Below are 14,930 nucleotides of genomic sequence, written 5' to 3' on the forward strand. Positions count from 1 at the left end.
CTCTCCCAATTTTGGGAGAGGGGTTGGGGGTGAGGGTCAAACCTGGAAAGTTCGCCAAATCTAGCTTATACGTTAAGTTGACACCAATGAGCATTGCTGTGCCCTTACGACAGATGTGGTTCAAATACATGAAAACTGCTGTAAATACAGTTTTAGTGAATAGTGGTGACTCCTGCAATACACTGAGACTGCAAGATAATTGCGTGTATCTTCCCATGAATACAACAATACCGATTGAAATCGCCAGTATCTTACTGCGGTTTGCGGCGCTAGGCGATTAAAATTACGAACGCAGATATAATCAACTTTAGCCAACAATACCTGCAAACTATCCGCACCCATGTCGAAAGTTGAGAAACAAAATCTAACATCTACTCTATGCTAGAAGTAATTGCATTGAGCAATCAAATGCAAGGTGCTTTTGTAAGCACCTCGCAATCCGTGTCGCTTAACGATTAGAGAATCTAATTACGATTAAACAAGCACAAAATTCTTTTCGGTTAGTGACAGTCCAGCAGATAGTTGTGCAAATTTTACCTGAGTAAACCCAGATGCACTGCCGTCCTGGTCAAAGAACAATGCACCTGTAGAAAAGTCATAGATCAATCGTTGATTGGTTGTCGTTGCAGATGTTCCAATGGTAAACTGACTTGTTTGAAGTGAACCTCTTGATAACCCGCCACCAAAATCAATAGCATCTACCTGAATTAATTCATTAGTGGCGTTGAAGTCATAAATAGTGTCAACACCCCCAGTGTAATTATAGAAACCAAAGGTATCAGTCCCATCCCCTCCAGTTAGGCTGTCATTACCGTCTATACCAATAAGGATATCATTGCCATTGCTACCAACAATATTGTCATCATAGCTCGTACCTGAGATATTTAATTGTTCGATATTGTTGTAGTTAACTCGATACAAGCCCACCGTAATTGAGCCAGTGTTAGTAGTAGCATTGAATGTCGAAGTAATTCCCCCAGCAGCAAAGTAGTAATTGGTGAACAACGAATCATTACCATTACCCCCATCTACTGTTTGAGTCACTAAATCAGACAGGTCAGTATTTAGGGAGTTAGCGATTAGATTGAAGGAATCATTGCCATCACCCCCAGACAGAAGGTTATCACCTGTTAAACTACTGAAGCTCAAGTTATCGTCACCAGCGCCTCCTTCTAGGGTGTTATTACCAGACGGGCGAGAGTCGGAGTAGTCGTAGGAGGCATAATAGGAGTAGTCGCCAGAAATGTTAAGGGAATCATTGCCATCACCCCCAAAGAGCAAGTTATCACCTGTTGAACCACTAGCACTCAAGATGTCGTCACCTACACCTCCATTAAGAGTGTTATTGCCTAATGAGCGAGAGTCGGAGTCCTGGCCAGAACTGTTGCTGTAGCTGCCAAATATGTCAAGAGAATCATTGCCATCACCCCCAGAGAGCAGGTTATCACCTTTTGAACCACCAGCACGCAATGCATCGTTACCGGCACCTCCGTTGAGAGTGTTATTGCCTAATGAGCGAGAGTCAGAGGAGTAGCCATAATTGTTGCTGTAGCTGCCAGAGATATCAAGAGAATCATTGCCATCGCTCCCAGAGAGTAGGTTATCACCTTTTGAACCGCTAGCACTCAAGGTATCGTCACCTGCACCTCCATTGAGAGTGTTATTGCCTAATGAGCGAGAATCGAAATTGCTGAATCTGTCACTGAATGTGTCGCTGAATATGCTGCCAGAGATATCAAGAGAATCATTACCATCGCCCCCAAAGAGCAGGTTATCGCCTGTTGAACTGCTAGCACTCAAGGTATCGTCACCAATACCTCCTTCTAGGGTGTTATTTCCCGCACCACCTCTGAGCAGGTCATTACCACTCAAGCCGTCGATGATGTCGTCACCCCCCTGACCATTGATGACATCATTAGAGTTGTCAAAACCCTTAATGTTATTGTCGAGGTCATTGAGGAAGGTGACAGTGTTTTTATTGAACAAGCTAGTTTGAGTGGAATTAGCATCAAACACATCAAAACTGTCAACGATACTGGTTTCTCCATCAAACAGGATATTGCCAATAGCTGGTCGTGAAGAAGTTGCTGGCAGATTATCCAGGTTTTCTAACTTGAAGTTTTGCAAAATGACTTTGCTGCTATTATTGAAACCTTCAAAGTTAATTTCTAAGTTGTTACCGTTTTGAGTTAATTGAAGATTTTCAACAGTGAAACCTATAAATTGCAAAGTGTCTAAGGAGGCAATCACGGTTGCTGAGGGATTTGAACCTTTACCTAAGCCACCGAAATCGGTGATAATATCAGTGTTAGTGCCGTCATAGTAGCTGTCGCTCAAGCTATAAACAAATTTATCATTGCCCGCGCCACCAGTTAGGGTGTCGTCCCCACTCCCACCTGTCAAGATATCATTACCTACACCGCCAATAATCGTATCTTTGCCATTGCTCCCGGAGAGCGTATCGTTTCCACTGTTCCCCAGAATGTTGTCGTCGTAAGCTGTGCCTGAGATATTTAATCGTTCGATGTTCTTGTAGTTAACCCGATTTGTGCCCGCCGTAATTGAGCCAATCTTAGTAGTAGCATTGAATGTTGTTGCGATCCCCTTTGTACTATTATTGACATTAGATATGTAATCAACGGACAATACATCGTCACCCGCTCCCCCATCGATTGTATCTTTGCCACTATCGCCCGTAGAGAGTGTATCGTTTCCATTATTGCCAACAATATTGTCGTCGTAAGCTGTACCTGAGATATTTAATCGTTCGATATTCTTGTAGTTAACCCGATTTGTGCCCGCCGTAATTACTCCCTTGTTTGTAGTGGCATTGAATGTTGTTATGATACCCGCTGTAGCATTGCTGTAGCTGTAATCAACGGACAACAAATCCTCACCTGCTCCCCCATCGATTGTATCTTTGCCACCATACCCCCCAGAGAGCGTATCGTTCGCACTGCTTCCCACAATATTGTCATCATCGGCTGTACCTAAGATATTCAATCGTTCGATATTCTTGTAACTAACCCGATATGTGCCCGCCGTAATTTCTACCTTGTTTGTAGTGGCATTGAATGTCGTTGAAATACCCGCTGTAGCGAAGCTGTAATCAACGGATAACAAATCGTCACCCTTACCCCCATCTACCGTTTGAATTGCTAAATTAGAGGGGGCAGTATTTGAGGATGTGGGGCTTAGATAGAAGGAATCATTGCCATCATCCCCAGAGAAGAAGTTATTCCCTGTTGAATACTCAGCCTTTAAGGTATCGTCACCAGCACCACCACTAAGGGTGTTATTGCTTGAAGAAGGGTAATAAAACTCTCCACTGCTCGAGGGGATAACATAGCCAGAAAGGTCAAAAGAATCATTGCCATCGCCCCCAGAAAGTAAGTTATTCCCTGTTGAACCGCGAGCATTTAAGGTATCGTCACCAGCGCCACCATTGAGGGTGTTATTGCCCTCTGAGTTAAAATTAGGCTCCCCTTTATAAGTTCTCATTCCAGAGGTAGAGAGAAAATCATTGCCATCGCCCCCAAAGAGTAAGTTATTCCCTGATGGAGACTGAGCATTCAAGGTATCATCACCAGCGCCACCATTGAGGGTGTTATTGCTTGAGGAGGGGTAATAAATGTATCCGCTGACGCTGCTATAAACGTTAGAGGTGGAGAGAGAATCATCGCCATCGCCGCCAAAGAGTAAGTTATTCCCGGATGTTGCCCCAGCATCCAAGGTATCATCACCAACACCACCGTTGAGGGTATTATCGCCTGTTGAAAATTCAACATTTAAGTAATCGTTACCAGTAGCACCAACGAGGTAGTCATTGCCCGCACCACCAACGAGGGAGTGATTACCTGTGGAAGAGTCATTACCCGTACCGCCAATGAGAATATCATTCCCCACACCACCAATGAGGGAGTCATTGCCCGCACCACCTCTGAGCGTGTCGTTCCCACTTAAGCCGTTAATGATGTCATCACCGTCCTGACCATTGATGACATCATCTGAGTTGTCAAAGCCGCTAACATTATTGTTCAGGTCGTTAAGAAAAGTGACTGTATTCAAGTTGAAGATAGTGCTTTGGGTGGAGTTGGCATTGAAGACATCAAAGCTATCTATAGTGGTAGTTTCTTCAGAAAACAGAATATTGCCCAAGTCTACAGTGGCACCTGTAGATTTACTCAAGTTTTTCAGGTTTTCCAGGGCAAAGTTTTGCAGGATAACTGGGGCATCAAAAAACCTCGTTGTATAAGCATCCCCTGCAAAGCTGATTTCCAGATTGTTGCCTTTTTGGGTCAACAGCAAATTTTGGGCACTGGTGCCATCGCCCTGGAATTCTAGCGTATCCACTTCGGCAATGATTGCTGCTGTCGGGTTTGTCCCTTTACCTACACCACCAAAATCGGTGACGATCGTAGTATCGTTGTTATTGTAGTAGTAGTAGACGAATTTATCGTTGCCGCCTCCACCACTTAAGGTGTCTTTGCCACCGTTAGGATATATGGTATCGTTGCCTGCAAGACCCTTAATCGTATCCGCGTCATTATAAGTACCCTGTAGGGTATCATCACCGTTAGTTCCAATGATATCTGCCATAACTTTTACCTACCTGAATCGATTTTTTCAGTAACTTCAGTTGTCAATTTGCAGATTGTGCTGTTTAAGGGCGCAAAAATTCACCGAAATCTACATACTTTATACGTCACCCTTGAAAAACAGTAAAGTTCTCGAAAATTTCCCCGATTCCAAGGTTTTTACGTATACTTTTTTTAAGAGTCTCAAACTATCTAAGTCTTAAGCACTGTACAAATTAATTAGCGTGTGAATTTGCGATAACTGGTCATTTCAGGTTTTTTTATCATCCTTTTTGAGTAAAAATCGCTCTTTTAAGTATCGAAAAATTCAGCTTCAATGGTTAAAATTCATCCTTCATATTTATTTTTTTCCCAGCCCCTAAGTCCTACTAAAAGATAAAATAATCAACAGTTGATTCTTAATCGGGAAAAAGATTTTGATGCCTTCCTTGTAGGCTGTTATCCGTGGGCGTCTAGCTTGAAAATAGAGAACATCTCAAGAGCTTCAAAATAGCTACATAGTCAATATCATACTTAGATGTCTATACTTAAATACTCATCTTTGCATACTCTTCACATTACTTGCTGAAAAATGTATACACAAGTATTGAGCTTTGTATATTCTTCATGTTCTACTGGGGTCTAGGCAATAAGAAAGTAGAACCTAGTAGGCAAATATTTTAAGAAGTGATAAAAAATACATATTTTCTTTTTTAAAGGCTGCGATCGCCTGCGGTTTTTACTAGCCTACACCTTGGTTAACTTATACTACGATCAGAGCGATCGCGTGTCGATGTATTGTATGTAAGCAAGAATTGTTAGAAGTTGCTAGAATTACAAACGCAGACATGATCGAACTTAGCCAAGAACACTTGCAAATCATCCGCACCCATGCCGAAAGCACCTACCCAGATGAGTGCTGTGGTATAATTTTGGGCTATCTGGCTAATGAGGGCAAAACTGTGGTAGAAGTCATACCAACAGAAAATGCTTGGAATACAGAAGCGGCGGCTAAGTTTCCAGGAGAACGCACAACAGAAAGTAAAAGACGACAATATACGATCGCACCCGAAATTATGCTAAAAACACAAAGGGAAGCACGCGATCGCTCACTGAATATTATCGGCATTTTTCACTCCCACCCAGATCATCCTGCTATACCCTCAGAATGCGATCGCCTATACGCTTGGCAGGGATACTCGTATATAATAGTATCCGTCCAAAATGGCAAAGCTGGAGAACTCAAAAGTTGGAGCCTTGATGATACTCATCAGTTTCAAGCAGAGAAAATTGAAAATATAAAATAACTAGCTTAGTTTAAAGACAGTCACTCATCGCGGTTTTCGCCGCTATCACAGATGAAAATTCGTCTTTCCCACTCCTATCTCTATATAAGATCCAGTTTTTCGATAGGATTAATATTCCGCTTTCCCACATCATAACTGCTATGCTCAATCCCAATCTGGACGAAATCCAGTTGACCAAAGACGATTACGAACGCTACTCCCGACACCTGATTTTACCGGAAGTAGGGCTAGAAGGACAGAAGCGCCTGAAAGCCGCTAGTGTAATGTGTATCGGGACAGGTGGATTAGGTTCACCACTACTTTTATATTTGGCGGCGGCGGGTATTGGACGCATCGGGATTGTCGATTTTGATGTTGTCGATACTTCTAATCTGCAACGCCAAGTAATTCACGGTACATCCTGGGTGGGTAAACCCAAAATTGAATCGGCAAAAAACCGCATTCACGAGATTAACCCCTATTGTCAAGTTGATTTATACGAAACCCGTTTGAGTTCCGAAAACGCCCTGGAGCTTATTCAACCTTACGATATCGTAGTGGATGGTACTGATAACTTCCCCACCAGATATCTAGTTAACGACGCCTGCGTATTGCTGAATAAGCCCAACGTCTACGGTTCAATTTTACGCTTTGAAGGGCAAGCTAGTGTATTTAATTACGAAGGTGGCCCGAATTATCGTGACCTTTTCCCAGAACCACCACCACCAGGAATGGTTCCTTCTTGTGCAGAAGGTGGCGTACTAGGAATTTTGCCAGGAATTATTGGTTTAATTCAGGCAACCGAAACTGTTAAAATTATTCTGGGACAAGGCAACACTCTCAGCGGGCGATTGCTGCTATACAACGCCTTGGATATGAAATTTCGGGAGTTGAAACTGCGTCCGAACCCGATTCGCCCAGTGATTGAAAAGCTGATAGACTACGAAGAATTCTGCGGGATTCCACAAGCTAAGGCAGAGGAGGCAAAACAGCAGATGGAAAGTCAAGAAATGACCGTCAAGGATTTGAAGGAGTTGTTAGATAGCGGTGCGAAGGATTTTGTACTGCTAGATGTCCGCAACCCCCATGAGTACGACATTGCCAAGATTCCGGGTTCAGTGTTGGTGCCCTTACCAGACATTGAAAATGGGAATGGCGTTGCTAAGGTGAAGGAAATATTAAACGGTCATCGTTTAATTGCTCATTGTAAGATGGGCGGGCGATCGGCAAAAGCCCTCGCTATTCTCAAGGAAGCCGGCATTGTCGGGACAAATGTTAAAGGCGGAATTACCGCTTGGAGTCGAGAAATCGATCCTTCAGTTCCAGAGTATTAACAAGAGAGGCAGGAGGCAGAAGGCAGGAGGAATACTGCCATCTGTTTCCTGCGGCGACCAGAGGGAATTTTCGCTGTCAAAATTGGTAATCGTCAAGCAATGCTTTGTGGGATCTGTGCAATCATTCCTTCGTTATTGATAATGATATCTGTGGGCGCACAAATTCCGATAATTTTGTTAATCGTTGCTGCCTTTAGTTTAATCGTCAACGGGGCAATTCCTTTTGCTTTGGGACTAGTGCCTCAGCGGTGGGCGGGATTAGGAATTGGGATGTATTTTGGTGGGTTCACTTTAGCGATGAGTTTGTTTGGCGTTCTATTTCCCCAACCGCAAGCAATTAGGGATTTCCAGGAAATAAATTATCCAAAGAAACGAACCACAGAGGCGCAGAGAACACAGAGAGAAAAGAAATAGAGAAGATTTTTATGTCAGTTTTAAAATATTTTTTGATTTGGAAGTCCCTTACACCTCTTGTTGATGCCGTTGGGGGTGCATTGGCATTTTTCGTCGCTGGTGTTTGCATTGCGGTAAGTGGCATTTCTGAAACGCATAGGAACGCAGAGGTTTAACGCAGAGGGACGCAGAGAATAACTCTGCGTCTCGCTATAGTATGAACTCTGACTTTTCTAATTATGAATGAGCTACAGGTTTAACTTGACTCAACAAATTGTGCAGTTTTTCGCCTTCAATGACTTCTGTTTCCAAGAGTTGAGTAGCGATCGCTTCTAGCAAGTCTCGATTCTGTCTGAGAATCTCTAGGGCTTGTTCGTGGGCTGTTTCCACGATTTCCTTGACTTCGATATCAATCGCTTTTGCTGTATCTTCGCTTACCAATCTGCGGGGATTAGTAGCACCATTACCCAAAAATGCTGCTTGTTGTCCTTGTTGATAAGCCAATGGCCCTAAAACTTTGCTCATACCATAAGTTGTTACCATCCGTTCTGCCAAGTCAGTTGCTCGTTGCAAATCGTTGGAAGCACCTGTGGTAATACTGTTAAATACAACCTCTTCGGCGGAACGTCCACCTAATAAAGTTGCAATCTGACCCCGCAATTCTGTTTCATTCATCAAAAAGCGGTCTTCAGTTGGTAATTGCAGAGTGTAGCCCAAAGCTGCCATCCCACGAGGAATAATCGAAATCTTTTCTACGCGACCGTTTCCTGTTGTCAGCGCCCCGACCATTGCGTGACCAACTTCATGGTATGCAACAATCTTTTTCTCAGTCTCGTTCATCACGCGACTCTTCTTCTCTAAACCAGCGACTACCCGCTCAATTGCTTCGGCAAAGTCTTCTTGAGCAACCCTTTCACGCAGATTGCGTGCTGCCAATAATGCGGCTTCGTTGACCAAGTTTGCCAAATCTGCGCCAGCAAAACCAGGGGTACGAGTAGCGATCGCTTTTAAATCTACATCATCTCCTAATTTTACCTTTTGAGCATGAATTTTGAGAATTGCTTCACGACCAGATAAATCGGGACGGTCTACTAACACTTGGCGGTCAAAGCGACCTGGACGCAGCAATGCAGGGTCTAGGGTTTCGGGGCGGTTGGTAGCAGCTAGGACAATCACCGTTGCATCCCCAGCCGCAAACCCATCCATCTCAGTTAGTAATTGATTGAGGGTTTGTTCTCGTTCATCGTTACCACCGTAGAAGCCGTTACTGCTGCGAGACTTACCGATCGCATCCAATTCATCAATGAATACAATACAAGGAGCTTGTTTTTTAGCCTGTTCAAACAAATCTCGGACTCTGGAAGAACCTACACCGACGAACAATTCTACAAACTCGGAACCAGAGATGCTGAAGAATGGAACTCCTGCTTCTCCTGCTACGGCTTTCGCTAAAAGTGTCTTACCAGTACCAGGAGGGCCAACTAACAGCACACCTTTAGGAATCCTAGCGCCAATTTGGGTAAACCGTGCTGGAGTCTTGAGGAAATCTACAATTTCTACTAACTCAGTTTTCGCTTCTTCTACCCCAGCCACATCTGCAAAGGTGATTTTAGCAGATTCGCCTTCAACGTAAACTTTAGCTTTGCTCTTACCAATGGAAAGCGCACCTTGGGGGCCACCGCCACCACCACGAGCGAGAAAGAACTGCCAAATACCAATAAAAATCAGTGGTGGAATCACCCAACTTAAGAGGGTTGTAAACCAAGTATTTTTGGGTGGCGGTGTAGCAGCGAACTCAACTCCCTTTTCTTCTAGCAGTTTGGGTAACTCTAAATCAAAGATGGGTGTAGTTGCAAACACCTGGCCCGGTTCGGAATTTTCTGTTTTTATTTGGTAGACGATCTGATTTTGACCAACGGAAACGCGGTTGACTTCCCCTTCCTGTACTTGATGAATAAACAAGCTGTAAGGAACACCAGTCGGCCCAGAAGCAAATAAATTAGGCAAAAATAAATTTAAGAGCAGGAATAGCCCTGATACTGCCAGTAATATATTAGCAACGATCCGAAACCGAGGTGACTTAGGCTGTTCTTTAATTCCCATAAATGTTACCAATCCTTAATAATGAAAACTAACTTGAAAATTGGGCATGGGGGAGCCACTGCGGTCTTGGGGTCTCCCCAAGTGGAGCAAGTGGCGTCATTGGACGGAATTGGGGATTAATTATTCTCCTCTGCTCCCCTGCCTCCCCTGCCTCCCCTGCCTCCCCTGCCTCCCCTGCCTCCCCTGTCTCTCATTTTCCTTAACGCTTTGAAAAACTTGATTAAAGACTGGTCAAAAATGTTGGTATATTTGCCCAATCTAAGCAATGTCTACGATGGGCTGTGACGATCATGATGTTCGTTTGCTCTTGGCAGAAGACTTGCTAACGGCGACATAAAGTTGTTCAGCTTGTCTCGATTGTCAAGCATACTACTGCTTCTCATAAATCCTCCTTTGTAGCAATGTTTGCAGCATTTTTTTATTTATGTAACTAAACTTAACAATTAAATTAATCTTTGGGAACTAACGAGCAAATACGGTTTACCGTACTCAAAAAATATGCAGAGATTGGAAGACGCAAATAGAAATCCCCCACAAAGAGTTATTCTGAAGCTTTGGCGGAGCTTTCCTTGCTCCACTCCTGAATTCTTCTTGAATAATTTCACTTTGAACTTTGGAACTGCGTTCTCCATATATGCAGTTCCTCCTATCCATTAATGTCCATCATGCGACCAGTGGGGGCGATCGCTAGATAATTTAATCACACCGTAAGAACGGCCAACCTGCCATAAAGTAGAATTTTCATAACTCGTTCGTGGCTGATTAATACTAACTGTAGTTCCACTAGCGTTTTTGATATTTAAGGTTCCTGACCAAGTAATTTCCCAATCAATTGCTAATCTTTGGGTATGACGAGAGGTAAGAACAGGTCGAAAAGCAATATTATAAGCAAACACCATTTCTTTAGCAGCTTGGACAGAACCAGCATTGGTGTAATGTAGCCAATTAATATCTACATTAGGCATAGGTGGAACATCTTTGGCAGCAATTTCATTATTACCAATACGGAAAGCATAGTGCATTAAATAAGCTCTTTCTGATGGGCGAAATACTGAAGATATATCGATATTAGCTCCAGCATTTTTTAATGCTTGCTCAAAAGTTTGTACTTTTTGACGAAAGGGAGAAGCTAAATCATCAATTAAGTCGCTGTCTGGGAAAAAAATAACCCAAGCTTTTCCACTCAGTCGTTGTCTTAATTTTTTGGCGTATTCTGTGATGTTGTCTAAAGCCAACTCCAAATCAATGCCAAGCTTGGTTTTTGTTGTATTAGAAAGCTGTTGAGCTAATTCGGCTCGAAAATTGATGTCTCTTATTTTATAAGTTTCAGCTAGTCCTTTTGTACTGTTGGCCCCAAAGTCCCCATCAGCTACTAACGGCGGATTCAAACGACCGATCGCTGTTAAACTTTTTTGTAAGTCTTTGACCTCATTCTCTCCAAAGTTAAGATAGGTTAATAATTTATTCCCGGCATCGGTATAGATAGCAAAATAAATTGCAAAACCTTGCTCTAGCGCTTTTTTATAAGTAGCAGTATCGACAATTCCCGTTACTGTTAAAGCATTACTAGTCTGATAATCACGAGTTGCTTGAGCTGTAATATTCCCAAAATCCCCATCAACGGCAGCAATAGGGAAGTCATAATCTAAAAGAAATTTCTGCCAAGCAATTACAATCAGCCCTTCAGATTTTTTTTGGAGAGTAGGAAGTTGCAAAGCTTGAAGTTTAAAGCTCATAGTTTTTATTGAATGAAACAATTGTTTTCAACTAATTTTTCTGTCACTATTCGTCGTATAATTTCAGTTGCGATCGCTGCCAAATTTGGTATCTTGTACTTCATTAGAGCGATTGGAATCCAATAAACGCTGTTTGGCAAAACCCACTTTGAATTATAACATCCGCAGTTATGCTAGCTTTTCGCAGGGATACTTAAAATAGGAAACAGCGATCTCTTTGACTTGCCCCTAACAGCTGTCAGCAAACGGGGTCAGAAACTTTCTGGAGGTCAGCCAAAGCGAATTGCGTAGGCTAGCAAAAACCGCAGGCATCGCCCATACTATTGTCAAAGATTCGCCAATTCTGATTTGGGATGAGGATACTTCTGCGGTAGATAATGAAATCGGACGTCCCTTTGTCACCCCGTCAGACTGGAGCGGCTATTCAAAAATCTCTGGCTATGATTACCCAAAATTGTATAACCATAGCGATCGCTCATCGCCAATATAGACGCCTCTACCCTTTTTGTCTTTCTGTGGTATCTTGCGGTCAGTCGCTACGCGTAATTACGTTAATTAAATTCATCCTATTGGGTGAGTCTAATGGGTGAGGTACAAGAAACACGAAGTATTGTACCTTGAGGCTATAAATGGTTGTTTTGTACACCAATTTATAGGCTCAAAATTTAGGAAGCAGATAATGACTGTAAACCAAATTATTGGAGATTCAAAAAATCAGATTTTTGCAAACTTTGGTAAACATTTTTTTGCCTGGATGATGGCTCCAAGTCCTAGCAAATATGATAAAATTGTCAGCGATCGCAAACGTTCTCTTTTTGCTAATCTCCAAGGTAAAGTGTTAGAAATTGGCCCCGGAATAGATTCTAACTTACCCTACTATTCTAAAGATATCCACTGGATAGGAATCGAGCCAAACCCACAGACGCATTCCTCTCTCCAAAAACAAGCAGAAAAACTGGGTCTAAACATCGACCTCCGCATTGGTAATGCTGAATGGTTAGATGCCGAAGATAACAGCATAGATACTGTTGTTAGTACATTGGTTTTGTGCTCAGTGCCGAATATAGATTATACATTACAGGCAATTTTAAGAGTACTTAAACCAGGTGGACGCTTCTTATTTATTGAACATATCGCCGCACCTCAAGGAAGTTTATTGCGACAACTACAAAACACAATTAGTCCGATTTGGAAAGCGATCGGTAATAGTTGTCATCCAGATAGAGAAACTTGGATAGCATTAGGAAATGCTGGTTTTAGTAGCATCACTTATGAGCGATTTGATGCACAATTGCCAATTGTTAGTCCTCATATTATCGGCGTAGCGACAAAGTGATATCATGTCCGGTCAAAGACTTATCATTTAGACCGCAGTTCTTGCTGGGAGCAGGGAGCAGGGAGCAGGGGGAAAGAGACTTTTCCGATTTTTGCACAGAGCCGATAATCATAAGTGATTAACCGGACTTGATATGAAACAACTTTTAGCGGTTGCTGAATAAAAGTATGAATAAGCCCCCGGCTAAAGCCGTGGGGTTTGTGAGGTTTTCCAGCAGAGATTTTATGGATTCTGGCGCAGGAAAGTATCAATATCATTTAGTTCCTGCTGATTGAGGCGAAAGTCTCCAGCACCAATGATTCCTTCCACCTGCTTGGGATTGCGTCCGCCAACGATCGCCGCAGTCACCGCCGGATTATTTAAAGTCCAAGCGATCGCAACCTCACCTGATGAGCGATCGTGTTGTTGACCAATGTGTTGTAACACCTCGACTAGCTTTAGGTTACGAGATAGACGTGGCTCTTGAAATTCACTATTGTTTTTGCGCCAATCATCCTCTGGGAAATTAGCAACCCGCTCAGGTGTAATCGCGCCTGTAAGCAAGCCAGATTGCATAGGTGAATATACAATCACACCTATATTATTTTCTTTAGCAAAAGGCAGAATTTCTTTTTCGACATCACGCTTCACCAGTGAATAAGGCGGTTGCAATGACGTTACTGGTGCAATCTCCTGGATACGTTTCAACTGTTCGACATTGAAATTTGAAACTCCGATATAGCGAACTTTCCCCTCATCCTTGAGCTTGGCCAGAGTTGTCCAGCCTTCTTCTATGTCTGAGTCAGGATTGGGCCAATGGATCTGGTAGAGGTCAATGGTTTCAATGTCGAGCCGGCGCAGACTGGCTTCAACCTCTCGCCGCACAGAATCCGCCTTCAGGCTGCGACCAATTTCGCCCTTTTCATCCCAGATCATTGAGCATTTAGTGAAAATGTAGGGGCGACTAGATCGACCTTTGAGTGCCTTAGCAACAACCTCTTCAGAATGGCCCAGACCATAAATAGCTGCGGTGTCAATCCAATTAACGCCGAGGTCAAGAGCGCGATCGATCGCTGCGATCGATTCTTGGTCATCTTGCTCTCCCCAACCAAAAGCCCACCCACCTCCACCAATCGCCCAGGCACCAAAGCCGATTGGGGTAATGTTAAGCTCTGAATTACCCAGCTGTTTGGTTTGCATATCTACCTTCTGCAAGAATTTTTGAGTCAACTGCTACTTTAAGCTGCAAATATTCTCTCAACAGCTATCTGAAGTATGAATTACTACTAGTGCAAATATGACAGGCGATCGCTACTTGTGTAGGATTACTAAATCTTAAATATTGTGTTGATACACACTACTTGTATACTAAACTTGCTCAAAGATAGTAACAGTTGCCAGTGCCGATCAAAATAGAGAAGTAATATGTCAGAAGATTTAAAAGGCAAAGTTGCGCTGATCACAGGTGCAAACAAAGGTATTGGGTATGAGATTGCCCGCCAATTAGGTTCTAAAGGTGCTACTGTTCTTGTTGCTTCAAGAGATATAGGACGTGGTGAAGAAGCGGCGAATAAACTTCGTTTGAGCGAGATCGATGCCCGAACAATTCAACTTGATGTGATTGACCAAAAAACAATCGATTCTGCGCGTGAACAAATCGAGAGCGAATTCGGAAAACTTGATATCCTTGTGAACAATGCTGGAATACTAAGTGATGGCGATCGCCTTCCACCTAGTCAAGTTGATATTGAAACGCTACGACATACTTATGAAACGAATGTATTTGGAGTGTTTGCAGTTACAAAAGCGTTGTTGCCACTTTTAAATAAATCAAAAGTAGGGCGAATAGTGAATTTATCAAGTGGTTTAGGTTCTTTAACTCAGAACTCCGATCCAAATTATGAATTCGCTGATTTTAAACTTCTTGCTTATAACTCATCAAAGACAGCAGTGAATGCAATCACAGTTTTATTGGCTGCCGAACTTAAAGATACCCCGATTAAAATCAATGCTGTTGACCCTGGTTTTACAGCAACTGACATTAATCAATACCAAGGGTATCGCACTGTTGAGCAGGGTGCGATCGCAGCAGTAAGACTTGCTACTCTACCTGATGATGGTTTTAGCGGAGGTTTTTTTGATGAAAATGGTGTGGTTCCTTGGTAAAAGTAGAAGGCAGATCGCAA

The 14,930-nt window shown here is 42.9% G+C and carries 10 protein-coding genes and 1 pseudogene; 7 read left to right on the forward strand and 4 right to left on the reverse strand.

The window, feature by feature from the left end:
• Window positions 1–281: pseudogene (locus tag V7K41_RS17790) on the forward strand (hypothetical protein); the annotation flags it as partial.
• Window positions 282–474: 193 nt separating this feature from the next.
• On the opposite strand, the gene V7K41_RS17795 reads toward V7K41_RS17790, so the two are convergent.
• A complete protein-coding gene (locus tag V7K41_RS17795; RefSeq protein ID WP_334850213.1) occupies window positions 475–4,599 on the reverse strand; it encodes a beta strand repeat-containing protein in 4,125 nt (1,374 codons plus the stop codon).
• A gap of 826 nt (window positions 4,600–5,425) precedes the next feature.
• Between V7K41_RS17795 and V7K41_RS17800 the strand changes: the two genes are divergently transcribed.
• The 3 genes from V7K41_RS17800 (at window position 5,426) to V7K41_RS17810 (ending at window position 7,611) form a co-directional block, all read left to right on the forward strand.
• Window positions 5,426–5,884, forward strand: coding sequence for a M67 family metallopeptidase (locus tag V7K41_RS17800; RefSeq protein WP_334850215.1), 459 nt, complete (start codon window positions 5,426–5,428; stop codon window positions 5,882–5,884).
• Window positions 5,885–6,024: 140 nt separating this feature from the next.
• Window positions 6,025–7,197, forward strand: coding sequence for a molybdopterin-synthase adenylyltransferase MoeB (gene moeB / locus V7K41_RS17805; protein WP_334850217.1), 1,173 nt, complete (start codon window positions 6,025–6,027; stop codon window positions 7,195–7,197).
• Window positions 7,198–7,338: 141 nt separating this feature from the next.
• Window positions 7,339–7,611, forward strand: coding sequence for a hypothetical protein (locus tag V7K41_RS17810; protein ID WP_334850219.1), 273 nt, complete (start codon window positions 7,339–7,341; stop codon window positions 7,609–7,611).
• Between the two features lie 216 nt (window positions 7,612–7,827).
• On the opposite strand, the gene ftsH4 is transcribed toward V7K41_RS17810, so the two are convergent.
• Together ftsH4 and V7K41_RS17820 are read right to left on the reverse strand one after the other, a co-directional pair.
• The gene (gene ftsH4, locus V7K41_RS17815) at window positions 7,828–9,693 is read right to left on the reverse strand and encodes an ATP-dependent zinc metalloprotease FtsH4 (protein WP_334850221.1); all 1,866 of its coding nucleotides are present in this window, start codon (window positions 9,691–9,693) and stop codon (window positions 7,828–7,830) included.
• Between the two features lie 653 nt (window positions 9,694–10,346).
• Window positions 10,347–11,429 carry a peptidoglycan-binding domain-containing protein gene (locus V7K41_RS17820; protein WP_334850223.1) on the reverse strand — a complete coding sequence of 361 codons (1,083 nt, stop codon included), beginning with the start codon at window positions 11,427–11,429 and terminating at the stop codon, window positions 10,347–10,349.
• 283 nt (window positions 11,430–11,712) lie between these two features.
• Between V7K41_RS17820 and V7K41_RS17825 the strand changes: the two genes are divergently transcribed.
• Both V7K41_RS17825 and V7K41_RS17830 read left to right on the forward strand, forming a co-directional pair.
• Entirely contained in the window at window positions 11,713–11,919 is a 207-nt protein-coding gene (locus tag V7K41_RS17825) for a hypothetical protein (protein ID WP_334850225.1), read from the forward strand.
• Between the two features lie 189 nt (window positions 11,920–12,108).
• On the forward strand, window positions 12,109–12,765 hold the full coding sequence (locus V7K41_RS17830; protein WP_334850226.1) for a class I SAM-dependent methyltransferase: 657 nt from the start codon (window positions 12,109–12,111) through the stop codon (window positions 12,763–12,765).
• 222 nt (window positions 12,766–12,987) lie between these two features.
• On the opposite strand, the gene V7K41_RS17835 is transcribed toward V7K41_RS17830, so the two are convergent.
• Window positions 12,988–13,944: an aldo/keto reductase gene (locus tag V7K41_RS17835; protein WP_334850228.1), complete on the reverse strand. Its 957-nt coding sequence runs from the start codon at window positions 13,942–13,944 to the stop codon at window positions 12,988–12,990.
• Between the two features lie 225 nt (window positions 13,945–14,169).
• Here V7K41_RS17835 and V7K41_RS17840 point away from each other — a divergent pair, with 225 nt between their 5' ends.
• On the forward strand, window positions 14,170–14,910 hold the full coding sequence (locus tag V7K41_RS17840; RefSeq protein ID WP_334850230.1) for an SDR family oxidoreductase: 741 nt from the start codon (window positions 14,170–14,172) through the stop codon (window positions 14,908–14,910).
• Window positions 14,911–14,930 lie beyond the last annotated feature (20 nt).

Origin of the sequence: Nostoc sp. (assembly GCF_036917415.1) — a bacterium.
GTDB lineage: Bacteria > Cyanobacteriota > Cyanobacteriia > Cyanobacteriales > Nostocaceae > Nostoc.